20 protein-coding genes are annotated in these 18,344 nt (G+C 72.7%); 14 read left to right on the forward strand and 6 right to left on the reverse strand.

Annotated features, from left to right (window positions below; all coding sequences use genetic code 11):
* The first annotated feature begins 94 nt into the window (after nucleotides 1-94).
* The 8 genes from ABZ128_RS17720 to amaP all read left to right on the forward strand — a co-directional run bounded on the left by ABZ128_RS17720 (nucleotide 95) and on the right by amaP (nucleotide 5,545).
* Nucleotides 95-1,693 (forward strand): ABC-F family ATP-binding cassette domain-containing protein, encoded by a 1,599-nt coding sequence (locus ABZ128_RS17720; protein WP_356849319.1) that lies wholly within the window; start codon nucleotides 95-97, stop codon nucleotides 1,691-1,693.
* Between the two features lie 364 nt (nucleotides 1,694-2,057).
* Nucleotides 2,058-2,279, forward strand: coding sequence for a helix-turn-helix domain-containing protein (locus ABZ128_RS17725; RefSeq protein WP_054222696.1), 222 nt, complete (start codon nucleotides 2,058-2,060; stop codon nucleotides 2,277-2,279).
* A gap of 170 nt (nucleotides 2,280-2,449) precedes the next feature.
* Nucleotides 2,450-3,229, forward strand: a complete 780-nt coding sequence (locus tag ABZ128_RS17730) for an enoyl-CoA hydratase/isomerase family protein (RefSeq protein WP_356849321.1) — start codon at nucleotides 2,450-2,452, stop codon at nucleotides 3,227-3,229.
* A gap of 141 nt (nucleotides 3,230-3,370) precedes the next feature.
* Nucleotides 3,371-3,802, forward strand: a complete 432-nt coding sequence (locus tag ABZ128_RS17735; RefSeq protein ID WP_356849323.1) for an Asp23/Gls24 family envelope stress response protein — start codon at nucleotides 3,371-3,373, stop codon at nucleotides 3,800-3,802.
* A gap of 11 nt (nucleotides 3,803-3,813) precedes the next feature.
* A complete protein-coding gene (locus ABZ128_RS17740; RefSeq protein WP_356849324.1) occupies nucleotides 3,814-3,996 on the forward strand; it encodes a hypothetical protein in 183 nt (60 codons plus the stop codon).
* A 7-nt stretch (nucleotides 3,997-4,003) separates the two neighbouring features.
* Entirely contained in the window at nucleotides 4,004-4,396 is a 393-nt protein-coding gene (locus tag ABZ128_RS17745; protein WP_356849325.1) for a hypothetical protein, read from the forward strand.
* Nucleotides 4,393-4,983, forward strand: coding sequence for a DUF6286 domain-containing protein (locus ABZ128_RS17750; protein WP_356849327.1), 591 nt, complete (start codon nucleotides 4,393-4,395; stop codon nucleotides 4,981-4,983). The genes ABZ128_RS17745 and ABZ128_RS17750 overlap by 4 nt, the downstream gene beginning before the upstream one ends.
* A 4-nt stretch (nucleotides 4,984-4,987) precedes the next feature.
* A complete protein-coding gene (gene amaP / locus ABZ128_RS17755) occupies nucleotides 4,988-5,545 on the forward strand; it encodes an alkaline shock response membrane anchor protein AmaP (RefSeq protein ID WP_356849328.1) in 558 nt (185 codons plus the stop codon).
* A gap of 36 nt (nucleotides 5,546-5,581) precedes the next feature.
* On the opposite strand, the gene ABZ128_RS17760 is transcribed toward amaP, so the two are convergent.
* From ABZ128_RS17760 to ABZ128_RS17780, 5 genes are all read right to left on the reverse strand, one after another.
* Entirely contained in the window at nucleotides 5,582-6,337 is a 756-nt protein-coding gene (locus ABZ128_RS17760) for an SDR family oxidoreductase (RefSeq protein ID WP_356849329.1), read from the reverse strand.
* A 9-nt stretch (nucleotides 6,338-6,346) separates the two neighbouring features.
* Nucleotides 6,347-7,141 carry an SURF1 family protein gene (locus tag ABZ128_RS17765; RefSeq protein WP_356849330.1) on the reverse strand — a complete coding sequence of 265 codons (795 nt, stop codon included), beginning with the start codon at nucleotides 7,139-7,141 and terminating at the stop codon, nucleotides 6,347-6,349.
* A gap of 84 nt (nucleotides 7,142-7,225) precedes the next feature.
* A complete protein-coding gene (locus ABZ128_RS17770; protein ID WP_150210515.1) occupies nucleotides 7,226-7,459 on the reverse strand; it encodes a hypothetical protein in 234 nt (77 codons plus the stop codon).
* Nucleotides 7,460-7,522: 63 nt separating this feature from the next.
* The gene (locus ABZ128_RS17775; protein ID WP_356849332.1) at nucleotides 7,523-8,500 is read right to left on the reverse strand and encodes a DEDDh family exonuclease; all 978 of its coding nucleotides are present in this window, start codon (nucleotides 8,498-8,500) and stop codon (nucleotides 7,523-7,525) included.
* 58 nt (nucleotides 8,501-8,558) lie between these two features.
* The gene (locus ABZ128_RS17780; RefSeq protein WP_356849333.1) at nucleotides 8,559-9,191 is read right to left on the reverse strand and encodes a TetR family transcriptional regulator; all 633 of its coding nucleotides are present in this window, start codon (nucleotides 9,189-9,191) and stop codon (nucleotides 8,559-8,561) included.
* Between the two features lie 114 nt (nucleotides 9,192-9,305).
* On the opposite strand from ABZ128_RS17780, the gene ABZ128_RS17785 reads away from it, so the two are divergent.
* Genes ABZ128_RS17785 through ABZ128_RS17800 form a run of 4 tightly spaced genes read left to right on the forward strand, consistent with a single transcriptional unit; the run spans nucleotide 9,306 to nucleotide 13,535 of the window.
* On the forward strand, nucleotides 9,306-10,103 hold the full coding sequence (locus tag ABZ128_RS17785; RefSeq protein ID WP_356849334.1) for an acetoacetate decarboxylase family protein: 798 nt from the start codon (nucleotides 9,306-9,308) through the stop codon (nucleotides 10,101-10,103).
* A gap of 1 nt (nucleotide 10,104) precedes the next feature.
* Nucleotides 10,105-10,989, forward strand: a complete 885-nt coding sequence (locus ABZ128_RS17790; RefSeq protein WP_356849335.1) for an SDR family NAD(P)-dependent oxidoreductase — start codon at nucleotides 10,105-10,107, stop codon at nucleotides 10,987-10,989.
* A 12-nt stretch (nucleotides 10,990-11,001) separates the two neighbouring features.
* Entirely contained in the window at nucleotides 11,002-12,318 is a 1,317-nt protein-coding gene (locus tag ABZ128_RS17795) for an amidohydrolase family protein (protein WP_356849336.1), read from the forward strand.
* Complete coding sequence (locus ABZ128_RS17800; RefSeq protein ID WP_356849338.1) at nucleotides 12,315-13,535, forward strand: amidohydrolase family protein; 1,221 nt, start codon at nucleotides 12,315-12,317, stop codon at nucleotides 13,533-13,535. Before ABZ128_RS17795 ends, ABZ128_RS17800 begins: the two co-directional genes overlap by 4 nt.
* A gap of 23 nt (nucleotides 13,536-13,558) precedes the next feature.
* Here ABZ128_RS17800 and ABZ128_RS17805 read toward each other — a convergent pair whose 3' ends face one another.
* Nucleotides 13,559-16,633, reverse strand: a complete 3,075-nt coding sequence (locus tag ABZ128_RS17805; RefSeq protein WP_356849339.1) for an NACHT domain-containing protein — start codon at nucleotides 16,631-16,633, stop codon at nucleotides 13,559-13,561.
* Between the two features lie 91 nt (nucleotides 16,634-16,724).
* Between ABZ128_RS17805 and ABZ128_RS17810 the strand changes: the two genes are divergently transcribed.
* Nucleotides 16,725-17,603, forward strand: coding sequence for a sterol desaturase family protein (locus tag ABZ128_RS17810; protein WP_356849341.1), 879 nt, complete (start codon nucleotides 16,725-16,727; stop codon nucleotides 17,601-17,603).
* A 68-nt stretch (nucleotides 17,604-17,671) separates the two neighbouring features.
* On the forward strand, nucleotides 17,672-18,328 hold the full coding sequence (locus tag ABZ128_RS17815) for a lysoplasmalogenase (protein WP_356849366.1): 657 nt from the start codon (nucleotides 17,672-17,674) through the stop codon (nucleotides 18,326-18,328).
* Nucleotides 18,329-18,344: the final 16 nt, after the last annotated feature.

Consider the following 18,344-nt stretch of genomic DNA (forward strand, 5'->3'; position numbering starts at 1 on the left):
AATGAATCGCATGGCAAATCTCCTCGCGGATTAGCGGCGTCGAAGCTCGCGTCCCGCCCCCCTTCCGCCGTCCCCACCGCCCTGGAGTATTTCCGTGATCACCGCCACCGGCATCGAGCTGCGCGCCGGCGCCCGCGTCCTCATCGAGTCCGCTTCCTTCCGCGTCGCCAAGGGCGACCGCATCGGCCTGGTCGGCCGCAACGGAGCGGGTAAGACCACCCTGACCAAGTGCCTCGCGGGAGAGGGACAGCCCGCCGCCGGCACCATCACCCGTTCGGGCGAGGTCGGCTACCTCCCGCAGGACCCCCGTACCGGCGACCTCGACGTGCTGGCCCGCGACCGGATCCTCTCGGCCCGCGGTCTGGACGTCCTGCTGCGCAAGATGCGGGCGAACGAGGAGCGCATCGCCACCGGCTCCGGCGCCACCCGGGACAAGGCCCTGCGCCAGTACGAACGCCAGGAGACCGAGTTCCTGACCAAGGGCGGCTACGCCGCCGAGTCGGAGGCCGCCACCATCTCGGCCGCCCTCGGCCTGCCCGACCGGGTGCTCGGCCAGCCGCTGCACACCCTCTCCGGCGGTCAGCGCCGCCGTGTCGAGCTCGCCCGGATCCTGTTCTCGGACGCCGACACCCTGCTCCTCGACGAGCCCACCAACCACCTCGACGCCGACTCGATCGTGTGGCTGCGGGACTACCTGAAGAACTACCGCGGCGGCTTCATCGTGATCTCCCACGACGTCGACCTGGTCGAGACCGTCGTGAACAAGGTGTTCTACCTGGACGCCAACCGGTCCCAGATCGACGTCTACAACATGGGCTGGAAGCTCTACCAGCAGCAGCGCGAGGCCGACGAGAAGCGCCGCAAGCGCGAGCGCCAGAACGCGGAGAAGAAGGCCGCGGCCCTGAACTCGCAGGCCGACAAGATGCGCGCGAAGGCGACCAAGACCGTCGCCGCGCAGAACATGGCCAAGCGCGCCGAGCGCCTGCTGTCGGGCCTGGAGGCCGTCCGCGTCTCCGACAAGGTCGCCAAGCTGCGCTTCCCCGACCCGGCGCCCTGCGGCAAGACCCCGCTGACCGCCGAGGGCCTCTCGAAGTCGTACGGCTCCCTGGAGATCTTCACCGACGTCGACCTGGCCATCGACAAGGGCTCCCGCGTGGTCATCCTCGGCCTCAACGGCGCAGGCAAGACCACGCTGCTGCGCCTGCTGTCCGGCACGGAGAAGCCCGACACCGGCACCGTGACCCCCGGCCACGGCCTCAAGCTCGGCTACTACGCCCAGGAGCACGAGACCCTCGACCCCGAGCGCACCGTCCTGGAGAACATGCGCTCCTCCGCCCCGGACCTCGACCTGGTCAGCGTGCGCAAGACGCTCGGCTCGTTCCTGTTCTCCGGTGACGACGTGGACAAGCCGGCCGGAGTCCTCTCCGGTGGCGAGAAGACCCGCCTGGCCCTGGCCACGCTCGTCGTCTCCTCCGCGAACGTGCTGCTCCTGGACGAGCCCACCAACAACCTCGACCCGGCCAGCCGCGAGGAGATCCTGGGCGCGCTGCGCACGTACAAGGGCGCCGTCATCCTCGTCACGCACGACGAGGGCGCCGTCGAGGCGCTGGAGCCGGAGCGGATCATCCTGCTCCCGGACGGCGTCGAGGACCTGTGGGGCCCGGACTACCGGGACCTCGTCGCGCTCGCCTGAGGTCGCCCCGCGCGCGCCGATGAGGTTGATCCAGTTCCTTATGGATCATTCGGCTCAGACGTGATCCATCATCTGAGTGAGACGGTCTCGTACCGCTGCGCTCTGTACGACGGCCCCGGCCGCGCCCGCCCCGGCGCGTTCCCGGGGCTGCCGCCTCTCCGCGGCGCCCGCCCTGACCTGGTGGTTTCCCGCGGGGGCCGGGAAGTGTGACGGACGTCATGCAGCGGAGGGGGAGATTCCGTTCTGCTCGGGTGTCCACCCCTCGGGAAATGCCGTCGTACCGACCTTGCTGAATGGGTGGCCAGGAAGCCGGGGAGGGGTGATCATGAGAAGTCCAGAGCGCACTTCCCATGAGGAGGCACGGGTGGCCGAGACTCTGAAGAAGGGCAGCCGGGTGACCGGCGCCGCGCGCGACAAGCTCGCGGCAGACCTGAAGAAGAAGTACGACTCCGGTGCGAGTATCCGGGCGCTGGCCGAGGAAACGGGCCGGTCCTACGGATTCGTCCACCGGATGCTCAGCGAGTCCGGAGTCGTGCTGCGTGGTCGCGGTGGTGCGACGCGCGGCAAGAAGGCGGCTACGGCCTGACCCGCCTCCCGGCCGCGAGGCCAGGGTGCGGGGAGCATGACTTTGGCCTGCCCACACCGCACACCGCGGTTCCTTCGGTGACCCCCGGTCGGCCATCCGGCCGCCCGGGTGGTTACTGTGCAGTCACTTAGGCCGAGATCGCGGCCCGACTGCACACCGGAGGCACCCAGATGGCTCTGCTCGACAAGGACGGCGTACGGCTCACCGTCGACGACACGGTCGCGACGGTGACACTGACCAATCCGGCCAAGCGAAACGCTCAGTCCCCCGCGCTCTGGCGGGCGTTGACGGAGGCCGGAAGGTCGCTGCCGGGCACCGTCCGGGTCGTGGTGCTGCGTGGTGAGGGCAAGTCCTTCTCCGCCGGACTCGACCGGCAGGCGTTCACCCCCGAGGGCTTCGAGGGTGAGCCGTCCTTCCTCGATCTGGCGCGCGGTTCGGAGGAACTGCTCGACTCCACCATCGCCGAGTACCAGGAGGCGTTCACCTGGTGGCGGCGGCCCGACATCGTGTCCATCGCCGCCGTGCAGGGGCACGCCATCGGCGCCGGCTTCCAGCTCGCGCTGGCGTGCGACCTCCGTGTGGTGGCGGACGACGTGCAGTTCGCCATGCGCGAGACCAGCCTCGGCCTCGTGCCCGACCTGGCGGGCACGCAGCCGCTGACCTCCCTCGTCGGCTATGCCCGCGCGCTGGAGATCTGCGCCACCGGCCGCTTCGTGCACGCCGAAGAGGCCGAGCGGGTCGGACTGGCGAACCTGGTGGTCCCGGCCGGTGAACTCGACGCCGCGGTCCAGGACCTCACCCCCGCCCTGCTCGCCCCGGCGCGCGATGCGGTGATTGAGACGAAGGCCCTGCTCCGGGATGCCCTGTCCCGCCCCTACGACGACCAGCGCGCGGCCGAGCGTGCCGCCCAGGCCCGCCGCCTGCGCGATCTCGCGGGCCTGTCCGACTGACCCCTTCCGACTGCTGCCGGCCGGGCGGCGCCCTCCCCGTCACCGCACGGGAGGGCGGCGCCGCCGGTGTCGTCCCGGGCGCTGCCGGGCCCCCGCGCTTACCGTGGTGCGAGTGAGTCCATCCGCGCGAAGGGACACGCGATGACCGAATCCGTATCCGGTGGCGCCGCACGCGACCCGGGCGACCGCGGCCGCACCACCATCTCCGACGGCGTCGTCGAGAAGATCGCCGGACTCGCGGCCCGCGAGGTGGTCGGCGTCCACGCCATGGGCAGCGGCAGCGGGCTGTCGCGTACCTTCGGCGCCGTGCGCGACCGCGTCCCCGGCGGGGCGAAGTCGTACGTCAGCCGGGGCGTGAAGGCAGAGGTAGGCGAGGTGCAGACGGCCCTCGACCTGGAGATCGTCGTCGACTACGGGGTGGCGATCCGCGACGTGGCCCGGGCCGTCCGGCTGAACGTCATCGCGGCGGTCGAGCGGATGACCGGCCTGGAGGTCGTCGAGGTCAACATCGCGGTCAGCGACGTCAAGCTTCCCGACGAGCCCGACGAGGAGCCGGAGCCCCGGCTCCAGTAGAGGAGGGCTCCATGAGGATGGCGGTCGCCGGCATGTTCGCCGGCATGGCGCTGGCCTTCGCCGGATACTTCGGCGGTTTCGGGGCCTTCCTGCTGGTGGCGGCGCTCGGTGCCATCGGCTTCGTCGTCGGCCGGTTCCTGGACGGGGACCTGGAACCCGGCGACTTCTTCCGTCCCCGCGACCGTGGCAGGTGAGGCCTCGATGAGCAGCACACCGCGGGCGGCCCCGCCCCGGGTACCCCCCGCGGACCGCGGAGCCACCCGTATCGCCGACCGGGTCGTCGCCAAGATCGCGGCCCAGGCGGCGCGGGAGGCGCTGGCCGGGCAGCCTTCCGGCGGACCGGCCGACGGGGCGGGGGCGGCCGGGCCGCACGCCACGGTGACGGTGCACCACGACATCGCCCGGGTGCGGGTGAGCCTGGAGCTCGGCTACCCCTCGGACCTGGGCGCCCAGTGTGCGGCCGTACGCCGCAACGTCACCCTCCGCATCGAGGAGTGCGCTGGCATGGCGGTGCCCGAGGTCGACATCGACATCGAGCACCTGCACTCGGTGCAGACGCGTTCCGCCGCCGTACGGGACCGGAAGCTGCGGTGAGGGCGGGTACGCGGTCCCCCGGGGCCCGGCCCCGCCGGTTCCGGTCCGCCCGGCGCGTTCCGGCAGCGCTGACCGCACTCGCGGTGCTGGGGATCTCCGGGCTGTTCCTGTACGACCTCGCCGCGGTACGCGCCCACCGTCCGGGGATGCGCTGGCGGCGCGAGCTCGTCGGCCGGCTGGCGCGGCACACCCCGGCGGACACCGGGGTGCTGGTGGGCGCCGGGGTGCTGGTGGCGGCCGGGCTGGTGCTGATGGTGCTGGCGCTGACCCCGGGCCTGCGCGGCATCCTGCCCATGCGGGTCTCCGGTCCGGACGTACGGGCGGGGCTCGGGCGCAAGGCCGCCGCGCAGGTGCTGCGGGACCGGGCGATGGAGGTGTCCGGGGTGCGGTCGGCGCGGGTGAAGGTCGGCCGCGCCCGCATCACGGTGCGCGCCGCTTCGCACTTCCGCGAGCTGGACGACGTACGGGCCGACCTGGACGAGGTGCTCGCCGTCGGCATCGCGGAACTGGGGCTGGCCGAGACCGGCGAGGCCGCACCGGCGATGCGGGTCCGGGTGAGCCGGGCCGCCGTCGGGGGAAAGGGGTGAACGCGTGCTGGGGACGGTGAACCGGATTCTGCTCGGGCTGGTGGGCGCGGTGCTGGCGGCCGCCGGGGTCGTGGTGCTGACGGCGTCGAGGCCGCTGGGCGGGCGGCACCGGCCGCTGCTGGCGGAGGCCACCCGGCGGAGCCACTGGCACGCCGAGGGCTGGTGGTGGTGGGCCGAGCTGGCCGGGCTCGTCCTGTGCGTCCTGCTCGCGCTGTGGTGGCTGCTCGCCCAGCTGCGGCGGTCGCGGCCGGCGGCGCTGCTGGTGGACACCGGCGACGGGGCGTTCGCGGTGCTGCGGGGGCGGGCGCTGGAGGAGGCGGTGGCCGCGGAGGTGGGGGCGGTGGAAGGGGTGGCCCGGTGCAGGGTCGCGCTGCGGGGGAGGAGCGGGGCGCCGGCGCTGCGCGTGGCGGTGGAGCTGGAGCCGTACGCGGTGCCGGCCGATGCGCTGGCCGCGCTCGAAGGCCCGGTCCTGACCCGTGCCCGCACCTCGGCCGCGCTCCCGGCGCTCCCGACGGAGGCCCGCCTGGAGGTCAGGGCCCACCGGCCCCGCCGGGTCACGTGACGTCGGGCCACGTACCGCCGGGGCCGGGTTGGCGCTTCAGAAGCCGTGGCGGGTGCCGCCGTCGACGGGGAGCATGATGCCGGTCAGGTACGAGGCCGCCGGCGAGAGCAGGAAGGCCGCCGCGCGCCCGAACTCCTCCGGAGTGCCGTAGCGCCTCAGCGGGATCCCGGCCTCGTTGGCCGCCCGCGTCCCCTCCGGGTCTCCGGACAGCGCGTCGAGCTCCCGGACCCGGTCCGTGTCGATACGGGCGGGCAGCAGCCCGATCACCCGGACCCCGCGCGGCCCCAGCTCCACCGACAGGGACTTCGCGAAGCCGGCCAGGCCCGGCCGCAGGCCGTTGGAGATGGTCAGACCGGGGATCGGCTCGTGGACCGAGCCCGACAGGACGAAGCCGATGACCCCGCCCTCGCCCAGCTCGGCCGCAGCGGCCCGGGCCAGCCGTACCGCGCCCAGGAAGACCGACTCGAACGCCGCGGTCCACTGGGCGTCGGTGTTGTCCGCGGCCCAGCCCGGCGCCGGCCCGCCCACGCTGATGAGGATGCCGTCGATGCGGCCGAAGCGTTCCTTCGCCGTGGCGATGAGCCGGGCCGCCGCTTCGGGGTCGGAGTTGTCCGCGGCCACGCCCACCGCGTTCGGGCCCAGCTCGGCCGCCGCGTCCTGCGCGCGCTTCGCGTCCCGGCCGGAGACGATCACCTTCGCGCCGTCGGCCGCCAGCTCACGCGCCGAGGCGAAGCCGAGGCCCCGGGTGGCTCCGGTGACGACGTAGACGCGGTCCTTCAGTCCAAGATCCATGCGGACACGCTACGCCGTCGCCGCCGGCTCCCGCTCGGGGGATCCGCCCGCGGCCGCCGCCGCCTCGCGGTCGCGCTTCTCGCGCCGTACGAGGACCAGCCACCCGAGCGGAACCGCCGACGCGAAGAGCCACCACTGCACGGCGTAGGCCATGTGCGGGCCGATCGAGTCGTGGTCGGGTTCGGCGACCGGCTCGGGCTTCCCGTCCGCCGGGACGGGGGCGGTCAGTTCCAGGTAGCCGCCGAGCACGGGCTTGCCCAGGGACTCCGCCTGCTGCGCGCTGTTGATCAGCATCACCTGGCGCTCCGGCAGGCCCTTGCGGTCCTTGATGCCGCTGGCGCCGCTCGTTTCGTCGGCCTTCAGGCGGCCGGTGACCGTCACCTCGCCCGTGGGCGCGGCCGGCACCGGCGGGTAGGCGCGGGGGTCGTCGCCGCCCGGCACCCAGCCGCGGTTGACCAGCACCACCCGGCCGTCGCCCAGCACCAGCGGGGTGAGGACCTGGAAGCCGACCTTGTCGTCGTTGGAGGTGCGCATCCGGACGACGACCTCGTGCGCGGAGTCGTAGGTACCGGTGGCCGTGACGGCGCGCCAGTAATCGGAGCGCGGCACCACGTGGCCGGGGGAGCTCATCCGGGCCATCGGGACCGGCTTCGCGGTCAGGTTCGAGGCGATCAGCTCGTTCTGCGCGACCCGGTGCTCATGGCGGTGGTACTGCCAGAACCCCAGCCTGACCATCACGGGGATGAGGACGAGGGCGAGGAGGGTGAGGCACACCCACTGCCGGGTCAGCACAAAGCGGTACACGCCCACGACGGTACCCCCAGCCGCGCGGACCCCGGCGGCCGGGTGGCCGTCCGGGGTCGGGAGACGGAGGGGGCGGGAGCCCCCTCAGACGCGGTCGACGATGCCCACCTTCCCTTCCGCGCGGGCGCAGTGCGCCCCGCAGAACCACTGGCCCTCGACCTCGACTCCCTGCCCGATGATCTGCACCCGGCAGTGCTCGCAGATCGGCGCCATGCGGTGGATGGCGCACGAGAAGCAGTCGAAGACGTGCACCGCGCCCTGCGCGTGCACCTCGAAGGACATTCCGTAATCGTTTCCGCAGACCTCACAACGTGCCATGCGCCACAGGGTGGGACCGCGGAGCGGGCCGGAGAAGCGGGCGCCGGGCGAGTCGCCCGACGCTCACCCGTCTGCCGCAGCCACGTCCCGCAACAGCTGGGTGAAGGCCGCCTCGTCGACCACCGGGGTACCGAAGGACTTCGCCTTGACCGTCTTGGAGGTCGCCGAGTCGGGGTCGTTCGTCACGAGCAGGCTCGTGAGCCGCGACACACTCGTCGCGATGTGCAGGCCCGCCTCGACCGCGCGGTCCTCCAGCAGCTCCCGGTCCACCGAGGTGTCCCCCGAAAAGGCGACCCGCATGCCCTGCTTGAGGGGTTTGCCGTCCTCGAACCGGCCCGGATTCGGGTGCGGGCACGGCGGGCGCTTGCGCGAGGGCCGCCAACTGCCGCCCCGGTACGAGGGCTGGTAGCCGATCCGCGGGGTGACGGGGGAGTCCGACCACTCCGTCAGCGGCCGGCATTCCAGCAGGGGCAGCCGTACGCCGTCCCGCGCCGCCGCGTGCAGCGAAGGGCGGAAGGCCTCCGCGAGGACGCGCGCGTCGTCGAGCGCGTGGTGGGCGCGCTGCTGGACCACGCCGAAGTGGGCGGCGAGGGACTCCAGCTTGTGGTTGGGCAGCGGGAGGTTCAGCTCCTTCGACAGGGCGATGGTGCACAGCCGCTGGCGCACCGGCACGGTCTCGGCGGCCCGCGCGTACTCACGGGCAATCATCTGCCAGTCGAAGATGGCGTTGTGCGCGACCAGCACGCGGTCCGCGAGGCGGCCCGAGAACTCCTCGGCGATGTCCTTGAAGAGCGGTGCGTCCTGGAGCATGTCGCCGGTCAGACCGTGGATCCACACCGGGCCCGGATCCCGCTGGGGGTTGACCAGGGTGTACCAGTGGTCCTCCACGTTGCCCTGCGCGTCGAGCCGGTAGACGGCGGCGGAGATGATCCGGTCGTCGCGAGCGAGCCCGGTCGTCTCCACGTCGACGACCGCGTACCCCTCCGGGTACGCGGTCGGCCACGACGTCTCTGCGGTTGTACGGTCGGCGAGCATGGTCACAGAGGATATCGGCCCCGACTGACACCGGAGCCCGGGACGGTGGCCGGCTCACGGCGCATCAGCGCACCGGGGCGTCCGGGGACAGCAGGGAGCGTACGAGGGCCCGCGTCGACAGCAGGAACAGCCGCTCCGGATCCGCCGGGCGGGCCAGGGCGCGGGCGAGCGGCGGATCGTGGGGGGCGGTGGCCGGGTCCCAGAGGTCGCCCTCGGCGGGGGACTGCGCGGGGGAGCGCTCGCGGTTGCGCTCGACGAGGACGAAGCCGACGATCTGGAACTGGATCGCGCGCACCGCGTCGGCGGCCCGGGTGCCGCGCAAGCCCGCCGCGTGCACCTCGTGCACCAGCGCCTGCTGGGCCGGAAGGAACATCCGTTCGGTGAGCCCGCGCTCGTGGACCATCGCGATCAGGTGCGGGCGCGTGCGCAGCTCGCGGCGCAGGGTCCGCGCCACGGAGAGGATCCGCTCGCCCGGGGTGCGGCCGGCGGGCCGGATCGAGCCCATCTGCTCGACGGTCCGTTCCACGAGTGCGTCCAGGAGCGATTCGCGGTTGCCGACGTGCCAGTAGATGGAGGTCACCGCCGTGCCCAGCTCGGCGGCGAGCTTGCGCATGGTGAGGGCGGCCGGGCCGTGCTGCTTGACCAGGGAGGCGGCCGCCTCCAGGACCTCCTCGCGGGTCAGCGCGGTTCTGGCCATCGTCCGGGGCCGCCCATCTGTCGAGTCGTCAGTTCTGGTCCGTGCAGCGGTCTTTACCCTTCATCGTCGGGGGTGTAACTGTGTTACAGAACCGACCGAAGGGTGGTGCGAGAGATGGCACGCGTACGGTACGGAGCGCGCACCGAGGCCGAGATCGCGGCGTCGCGCGAGAAGAGTTCCCGGCTCCCCGACATCTGGTCCACCGGCGTGGTGGCGGTGTGGGAGAGCGACCCGGACGTGGTGGCGGCGGTCCTGCCGCCGCCCCTGAAACCCGCCGAGCGGCCCCTGGTACGGGCCAACATCAGCAACGTCGACCTCCCCGGCTACCCGCTCGGCGCCGGCTCGGTGGCGGTCGCCGCCCGGCACGGCGGGGTCGAGGGCTGGTACCCGCTGGTCATGCCGATGACCCACGAGCGCGCCCTGGTCGGCGGCCGCGAGGTGTTCGGCGAGCCGAAGAAACTGGGCGAGGTCACCGTCGAGCGCGAGGGGCTCGTCGTACGCGCCGCCCTCGCCCGGCACGGCATCGCGTTCGTGGAGGTGCGCGGCGCGGTGGACCGCGAGCTGCCGCTGCCCGAGCCCGCCACCAGGACCGACTTCTACTTCAAGTTCCTTCCCGGCGTCGACGGTTCGGGCTTCGACGCCGACCCGGTCCTCGTGCACTGCACCCGCAACGAGAAGGTGCGCAGGCTGGAGCACATCACCGGTGACGTGGTGCTCCGCGAGTCGATGTTCGACCCCGTGGCCGACCTCCCCGTACGCCGGATCGTGGAGATCACCATCGGCGAGAAGACCACCGACCAGAAGGGCCGGGTCGTCGAGCGGGTCAGTGCCCAGGCCCTGCTGCCGTACATCCACCAGCGCTACGACGACCCGATGCAGATCCTCGACGGTCCGCCGGAAGGGAGTGCCTGAGATGCGGCTCGCACCGGGACAGGTGGCCGTCGTCACCGGGGCCGCCGGCGGGATCGGCCTCGCCATGGCCCGCCGCTTCGCCGCCGAGGGCCTCAAGGTCGTCCTCGCCGACGTGGAGGAGGGCGCCCTGCGCAAAGCCGCCGACGACCTCGCCGCGGAGGGCGCCGACGTCCTCGCCCGGCTCGTGGACGTCTCCGACCGCGACTCCGTGGGCGCGCTCGCCGACGCCGCGTACGAGGCCTTCGGAGCCGTCCACGTGCTCTGCAACAACGCGGGCGTCGGCTCCGGCGCCGAAGGCCGGATGTGGGAGCACGAACCCAACGACTGGAAATGGGCCTTCTCCGTCAACGTGTGGGGCGTCTTCCACGGCATCCAGGCCTTCGTCCCCCGCATGATCGCCGGCGGCGGCCCGGGGCACGTCGTCAACACCTCCTCCGGTGACGGCGGCATCGCGCCCCTGCCCACCGCCTCCGTCTACGCCGTCACCAAGGCGGCCGTGGTCACCATGACCGAATCGCTGTACGCCCACCTCAAGGCGGAGGGCGCCCCCGTGGGTGCCTCCGTCCTCTTCCCCGGACCGCACATGCTGCGCACCGGCCTGTGGGAGTCCCACCGCAACCGGCCCGAGCGGTACGCGAAGCAGCGGCCGCGCAGGACCCCGTACCGCACCCTGGACCAGTACGAGGCCGCCATGCGCAAGGCCGGCCAGGAGGTGCGGTTCACCCCGGTCGAGGAGGTCGCCGAGCACGTCGTCGACGGCATCCGCGCCGACCGTTTCTGGATGCTCCCGGCGAGCGAGCACAGTGACCGGCAGATCCGCGCCCGGTCGCAGTCGATGCTCGACCGGGCCAACCCCGCCTACCTGGAAAGCTTCATCCTCGACTGAGGGGGCCCAGCCGTGTCCGACGACGCGCACGAAGACCCGCACGACGACCGGTACGAAGACCCGTACCTGATCATCTCCTCCGACTGCCACGCCGGCCTGCCGACCGAGCAGTACCGCCCCTACCTGGAGCGGAAGTTCCACCCGCAGTTCGACGAGTTCCTCGGTCAGCGCGATGCCCGCCGCGAGGAGGCCACCCGCCTGGGCGTCCGCAACGAGGCCTTCGCCGAGAAGTGGTTCCACGACCACGAGGAAGGCCTCAAGGGCGGCTGGGACGTGGCCCAGCGGCTCAAGGAACTCGACGGCGACGGGGTCGCCGCGGAGGTCGTCTTCCCCGACGCGGACGCCGTCGACAGCCAGACCGCGGCCCCCTTCGGCGTGGGCCTCGGCCTCTCCGGCGACCAGGACCCCGAACTCGGCATGGCGGGCGCCCAGGCGCACAACCGCTGGCTCGCCGAGTTCGTCTCGCAGAACCCCGAGCGCCACTGCGGGGTCGCGCTGCTGCCCATCACCGGCGAACCGGCGAAGGTCGTCGCCGAGATCCACCGGGCGAAGGAGTCCGGCCTGGGCGCGCTGATGATCCCGTCCATGTGGGTGGACCGGGCGCCCTACCACGACCGCCGCTACGACCCCGTCTGGGCGGCGGCGGCCGAGACGGCGATGCCGGTCGTCACCCACTCCGGGGCCGCGCCCCGCCACGAGTACGGGGACCACCTCGGCATCTACGTCTCCGAGGTCACCTGGTGGCCGGCCCGCCCCCTGTGGTTCCTGCTGTGGTCCGGGGTCTTCGAGCGGCATCCCGGGCTGAGGTTCGGCGTGGCCGAGTCGGGCTGCTGGTGGCTGCCGAACCAGCTGTGGTTCATGGACCGGCTTTACCTGGGCGCGCACGGCGGCAAGAAGCTCTCGCCGTTCGCGGAGCTGAAGCGGCCGCCGAGCGAGTACCTGGACCGCCAGGTCTTCATCTGCGCCACCAACACCAAGCGGCGCGAGCTGGCGCAGCGCTACGAGATCGGTGTCGACAACATCCTGTGGGGATCGGACTTCCCGCACCCCGAGGGCACCTGGCCGGACACCCGCACCTGGCTGCGCACCACCTTCCACGACATCCCGGTCGCGGAGACCCGGCGGATGCTGGGCCTGGCGGCGGCGGAGGTCTTCGGCTTCGACACGGCCAGGCTGGCCCCGATCGCCCGCCGGATCGGGCCGACGCCGGCGGAGCTCGGCCAGTCCCCCGACCAGGCGGCAGTGGAGGCCTCCTGGGCGCGCTCGCGGGAGGTGGGCCGGCACTGGCTGACGGAGAACGACTTCCCGGTCCTGGGGGTCTCGTCATGACGGGGGACCGCTACACGGTGATCTCGGCGGACTGCCACGCGGGCGCCGACCTGCTCGACTACAAGCCGTACCTGGAGAAGCGGTACCACGAGGACTTCGACGCCTGGGCCGCCACGTACGTGAACCCGTACGAGGACCTCCTCGCGGACACGGCGGACCGCAACTGGAACTCCCGGCGGCGGCTCACCGAGCTGGAGGCGGACGGCATCGTCGCCGAGGTCGTCTTCCCCAACACCATCCCGCCGTTCTTCCCCAAGGCCTCCCTGATGGCCCAGCCCCCGACGGCCGCGGAGTACGCGATGCGGTGGGCCGGCCTCCAGGCCCACAACCGCTGGCTGGCCGACTTCTGCGCGGACGCCCCGGGCCGGCGGGCCGGCGTGGTGCAGATCCTGCTGAACGACGTGGACGAGGCGGTACGGGAGATCCGCCGCACGCGGGAGGCAGGCCTGACCGGCGGGATCCTGCTGCCGGGCGTCCCGCCCGGCTCGTCGGTCCCCGAGCTCCACTCGGCCGCTTACGATCCGATCTGGGCGGTGTGCGAGGAGCTGGACGTCCCGGTCAACCACCACGGCGGCTCGGCCTCGCCGCCGCTCGGCGACGAACCGGCGGCCCGGGCCGTCTTCATGGTGGAGACCACGTGGTTCTCGCACCGCGCACTGTGGCACCTGATCTTCGGCGGTGCCTTCCACCGCCACCCGGGGCTCAAGCTGGTCCTGACGGAGCAGGGCTCCGGCTGGATCCCGGGCGTGCTGGAGATGCTGGACTACTACCACGGCCGCCTGGTCGCGGCCTCGGCCACGGCCGAGTCCAAGTTCGGCGCGGGCCTCGCCGAGTCCATGGGCAAGGGCCCGAGCGAGGTCTGGCGCGACAACTGCTTCGTGGGAGCGAGCTTCATGCGCCCCCACGAGGTGCCGCTGCGGGAGCGGATCGGCCTGGACAAGATCATGTGGGGCAGCGACTACCCCCACGACGAGGGCACCACCCCCTTCTCCCGCGAGGGCCTGCGCATCGCGTACGCGGGCCTGCCGAGGGAGGAGGTGGCGGCGATGGCCGGCGGCAACGCGGCCCGGGTCTACGGCTTCGACCTGGACCGGCTGGACGCCCTCGCGGCGAAGCACGGCCCGCTGGTCTCGGAGATCGCCGAACCGCTGACCCGGGTCCCCCCGGAGGCCACCAGCCCGGCCTTCGCCCGCGGGGGCGCGGTCCGGGTCTGGTGACGTACGGCTCCCGCCGGGGTGGTTCAGTGGACCAGGAGCCGCTCCGGCGGGAACAGCTCGGCGCCGCGCACGTTCGTGTCCCGGTACAGGTGGACGGTCAGCTCCGGCAGCTGGGCGAGGGGGGTGAGGTCCACCGTGTCGCACGCGCTGAAGGAGAGGGTGGTCAGCCTCTTCAGCTCCGTCAGGGCCCCGAGGCCGCCGGTGAACCGGCAGTCGGCGAAGAAGAGGTTGTCCATCCGGGGGAATCGCAGCAGATCTCCCGGGTCGTAGGCGTGGTGGTGGAGGAGCTGGAACGAGGTGAGGTCCGGGGGCCGGACCATCGCACGCAGCTCCTCGGCCTGCCGGCTCCCCACCAGGCTCAGGGACGAGAGGTCGGGCCAGCGCTCCAGGCCGTCCAGGGACAGGCCCTCCGCCCCTTCGTAGAGCCACAGACTGGTGAGGTGCTGCCGTCCAGGCAGCTCGCCCACCGACCGGTGGCCGCCCGTGGTGGCCAGGCCGAGCGAGACGAGCCCCGACAGCTGCTCCAGGACTCCCAGGCGGACTCGACTGCTCCCGACCGTGTACAGATTCTTCAGCGGCAGCTCTCCCAGCGGGCCCAGGTCCGACAGCGCTGTGCAGTTGGTCAGGCCGATGTGCTCCAGCTCCCGATGTCCGGCCAGCGGCCCGAGATCGGTCAGATCGGGCGAATCGAGTACGTACAGCATCCGCAGGCCGCGCCGGGAGGCGACCTCGGGCGGAACCCGCCGCACCCCGTACAGCCGCAGGCGGTCGAAGTGGGGGAGTGCTGCCAGGCAGTCCAGCTGTGACTGTGTCCGCAGCGTCAGCACCGCGTTGCCGAGGGAGGCGCCGGTGAGTACGTCCTCGGCGTACTCGGCCGCTTCGAACTGGCCCCATGCCTCGTCGAGTTCCACGACGGCCTTGGGTCGGTCCTCCTCGCGGAACCGGCGGATCACCGCCAGCGCCCGCTCCCCTCCCACCAGGGCCGCCGTGCGGATCGTGGCCGCAGCCTCCGCCTCGGACAGCGCCCCCGGCCCCGGCAGCAGCTCCAGCACCAGCTCCCCGGCCTTCGCCAGCTCCTGCGCCTGTTCGGGCGTCCGCGGCGGCAGCAGTCCGGCCGTGCGGGACGCGATCTCGTGGCGGAGGGCCGGGTCCAGTTCAGGGGCGTGTTCCAGGCAGGCCGCGGCCAGCAGGACCAGCCGGCTGCGGGCCGTCTTGACCTTGTCCGCACGCTTCAGCAGCCCCCGCAGGATCCGGGTCCGCTCGTCCGGCCGGGCGTGGCCCACCGCCATGCGGACCACGTCGTCCCAGGTGTCGTCCTGGGCGTTCTTCACCAGCACGCCGAAGTCCCTGGACTCCACCGCCGCCTTGGCCCCCAGGTAGTCCTGGAAGGTCCGGTGGACGAAGTCCACGGAGCCCTTCACCGGTTCGCGCAGCAGTCCGCTGCGGATCAGCAGGTGCGAGAACACCTGCTCGGCGTCACCCTGCTCGCGCACCTGCGGCATGGCGTCCAGCCACTCGTCCACCATCTCGACGGCCTCGTCCCGGGCCGCCTGCACCTGGCCGTTCCTGATCAGCCAGTACGCGAAGCGCTGGAGCAGGGCGATCTGTTCGTCGCGGGTCAGGTGGACCCCCTCGACCCCGCTGATCTCCCGCTCCGTGTCCCGCCGGACCAGCAGCATCTCCAGTGCCGCGTCGTACAGCTCCTTGCGGGCCCGGGGCAGCTGCATCCGGCGGTCCCGGTTCAGGGCGCAGAGCAGCGCGCACATCAGGGGGTTGGTGGCCAGCCGGCCCAGGTCACGCCGCGAGGCCACCGCCTCCAGCAGGGAGGCCTCGTACGCGTCGAGGTCCTCCCCGCAGGGGTCGGCCTCCACCCGGGCCGCCGCGTGCCAGTGGCCGATGAAGGACCGGATGTCCTCCCGCTCCATCGGCAGCAGCGAGTGCGGCGCGAAGCCCAGGCCCGCGAGCCAGTCCTCCGGGACCGCCGACGGGCGCGTGGTCACCACGTACCGCGCCTTCGGGAAGGCCGAGACCAGCGAGCGCAGCCAGGTCTCCGTGCGGCTGCGCAGCCGCTGCGGGACCTCGTCCACTCCGTCCACCAGGACCAACGCCCGTCCCGAGGTCATGAGTTCCTCGGTCCAGCCGGGCGGGGCCGCCAGCGGGACGCCCGAGGTGCGGAGGAACTCCTCCGGCAGGGGCAGGCCCTGCGCCGAGGTGAACTCCCGCAGCCGCAGGACGAACGGCACCCGCGTGGTCCACGGACCCTCGGCCTGCCGGGCGGCGTTCACCGCCAGCCACTGCACCAGCGTGCTCTTGCCCGCGCCGGCCGGGCCGCGCAGCAGCACCCGGTCGGCCGCGCCGAGGGCCTGTTCGGCCTTGACGGTGGTCGGGTGGACGCCCGGTTCGCCGGGCACCGGCTGCTGCTCGCCGCTCACCGTGAGGCTGATGTACGCCACGTCCAGCGGCCATTCCCGGCGAAAGCGGCTGAGGGTGAGCCCGAACAGCTGGAGCCGGCCGTGCGTCTCGGCGACGTAGCGGGCGTAGCGCTCCTCGAAGGCGTACGCCGCCCCGTCGGCGCGGTCCGCCAGCCGGTCCACCGAGCGCTGCAACGCGCCCGTGCGCCGTACCAGTTCGACATCGGCCCGGGCCCCGAACGCGGGCAGGGTGGTCAGGTACTCCACCGCGTGGACGCAGCACAGCCGGATCAGGTCCCGGCAGGCCGCCTCGGCCCGGGGGCTCAGGGCGGCGGCGTGCGGGACGGGCAGCCGGGCCGCCAGGGCCGCCGGGTCCAGGTCGGCCGCGAACAGGGCGTCGGCGTCGGCCGCCCCCAGCGCGGTGAAGGCGTCGGCCACCGCGTCCAGCGCCGCCAGGCGCTCGTGCTCCGGCAGCCGGGCCGTGGCCTCGCCCAGCCGGTCCGCCAGCCCCGCGGCCAGCCTGCGGAGCTCGGGCTCGCCCAGCCGCGCCGGGCGGCGCCACCGCGCCGCCGGGCGCACCGGCTTCTGCGTGAGCCCGGCTCCGGGAACCTGCCCCAGGCGCGAGCGCCCGAGCGCCGCCGCGGCCGTGCCGGCCGCCCGTAAGAGAACCGTCTCGAACCCCGTCACTGACCCTCCCCTTGTACCAGCGGTAACTTCGCCGGATACCGATCGGTAACAACCCCTGGCGCAGCTCGGAAGCCGCATCTATGGTGCGGGCATGCCGAACCTGCCCGATGTCGTGCTGTGGTCCATACCTGCCTTCGTTCTGCTCACCGTCGTCGAGTTGGTGAGCTACCGCATCCATCCCGACGAGGACGCCGCCGGGTACGAGACCAAAGACGCCGTCACCAGTATCGGCATGGGACTCGGCAGCCTGGTCTTCGACTTCCTCTGGAAGATCCCGATCGTGGCGGTCTACACCGCGGTCTACGAGCTGACCCCGCTGCGGGTGCCGGTGCTCTGGTGGACCGTCCCGCTCATGCTGCTCGCGCAGGACTTCTGCTACTACTGGCAGCACCGCGAGCACCACGTCATCCGCATCCTGTGGGCCTGCCACGTCGTCCACCACAGCAGCCGGAAGTTCAACCTCACCACCGCGCTGCGCCAGCCGTGGACGAGTGCCACCTCCTGGCCCTTCTACCTGCCGATGATCGCCCTCGGCGTGCACCCGGCCGCCATCGCCTTCTGCTACTCGGTCAACCTCGTCTACCAGTTCTGGATCCACACCGAGCGCATCGACAAGCTGCCCCGCCCGGTCGAGTACGTCTTCAACACCCCCTCCCACCACCGCGTCCACCACGCCTCCCAAGGCGGGTACCTGGACCGCAACTTCGGCGGGATCCTGATCATCTGGGACCGGATCTTCGGCTCCTGGGTGGGCGAGGAAGAGAAGCCCGTCTTCGGACTGACCAAGAACATCAACACCTACAACCCGCTGCGCGTGGCGACCCACGAGTACGCCGCCATCGCGCGCGACCTCCGCGCCGCCCGCAGCTGGCGCGAGCGCGCCGGGCGGGTCTTCCGCGGCCCCGGCTGGCAGCCCGCCGCCCCGGCCGGGCAGCCCGAGGCGAAGAAGGCCCCGGAGCCGGCCGCGTGAGCGCCGCCGGATCCCGTACGCCCTCCTGGGCGCACCCCGCACCCGCCGCCCGCGGGACCGCCGGCCGGATCCTGCTCGGCGCCTTCGCGCTCGCCACCGCCGCCGACCTCGGCGCCCTGCTCGCCGACTGGCACCTCGGGCACGTCCTCGCGAAGCCGCTGCTGATGCCGCTGCTCATCGCCCACGTGCTCACGCTGCGGGCCCCCCGCCTCCTCGTCGCCGCCCTGCTGTGCGGCTGGGGCGGGGACCTGGCGCTGCTCTTCGACGCCGACGCCGCCTTCCTGGTCGGCATGGGTTCCTTCGCCGCGGGGCACGTCTGCTACCTCGTGCTCTTCGGCCGGCGCGGGACGCATCCCGCGCTCGGGGGCGCGTACGCCGTCGCCCTGCTCGGGACGGTCGGGCTGCTCTGGGGCGACCTGCCGGCCGACCTGCGCATCCCGGTCGCCTGCTACAGCCTGCTGCTGACCGCCATGGCCTACCGGTCCAGCGCCCTCGGGCTGCGCGCGGGCCTTGGCGGGGCGCTGTTCCTGCTCTCCGACACCCTCATCGCCACCGGGGTCGCGCAGTGGCCGCAGCTGCCCCGGCCCGACTTCTGGATCATGGCGACCTATGCGGCGGCCCAGTACCTGCTGGCCACGGGAGCGGTGGCCGCAGCACCGGCGTCCGGGCAGGCGTACGGACCGGCCTCCGGACAGGCGTACGGTAGGACAGTCCTACAAGACTGAACCATTACCGGAGGGC

This window comes from Streptomyces sp. NPDC006326, from assembly GCF_040612915.1.
Lineage (GTDB): Bacteria > Actinomycetota > Actinomycetes > Streptomycetales > Streptomycetaceae > Streptomyces.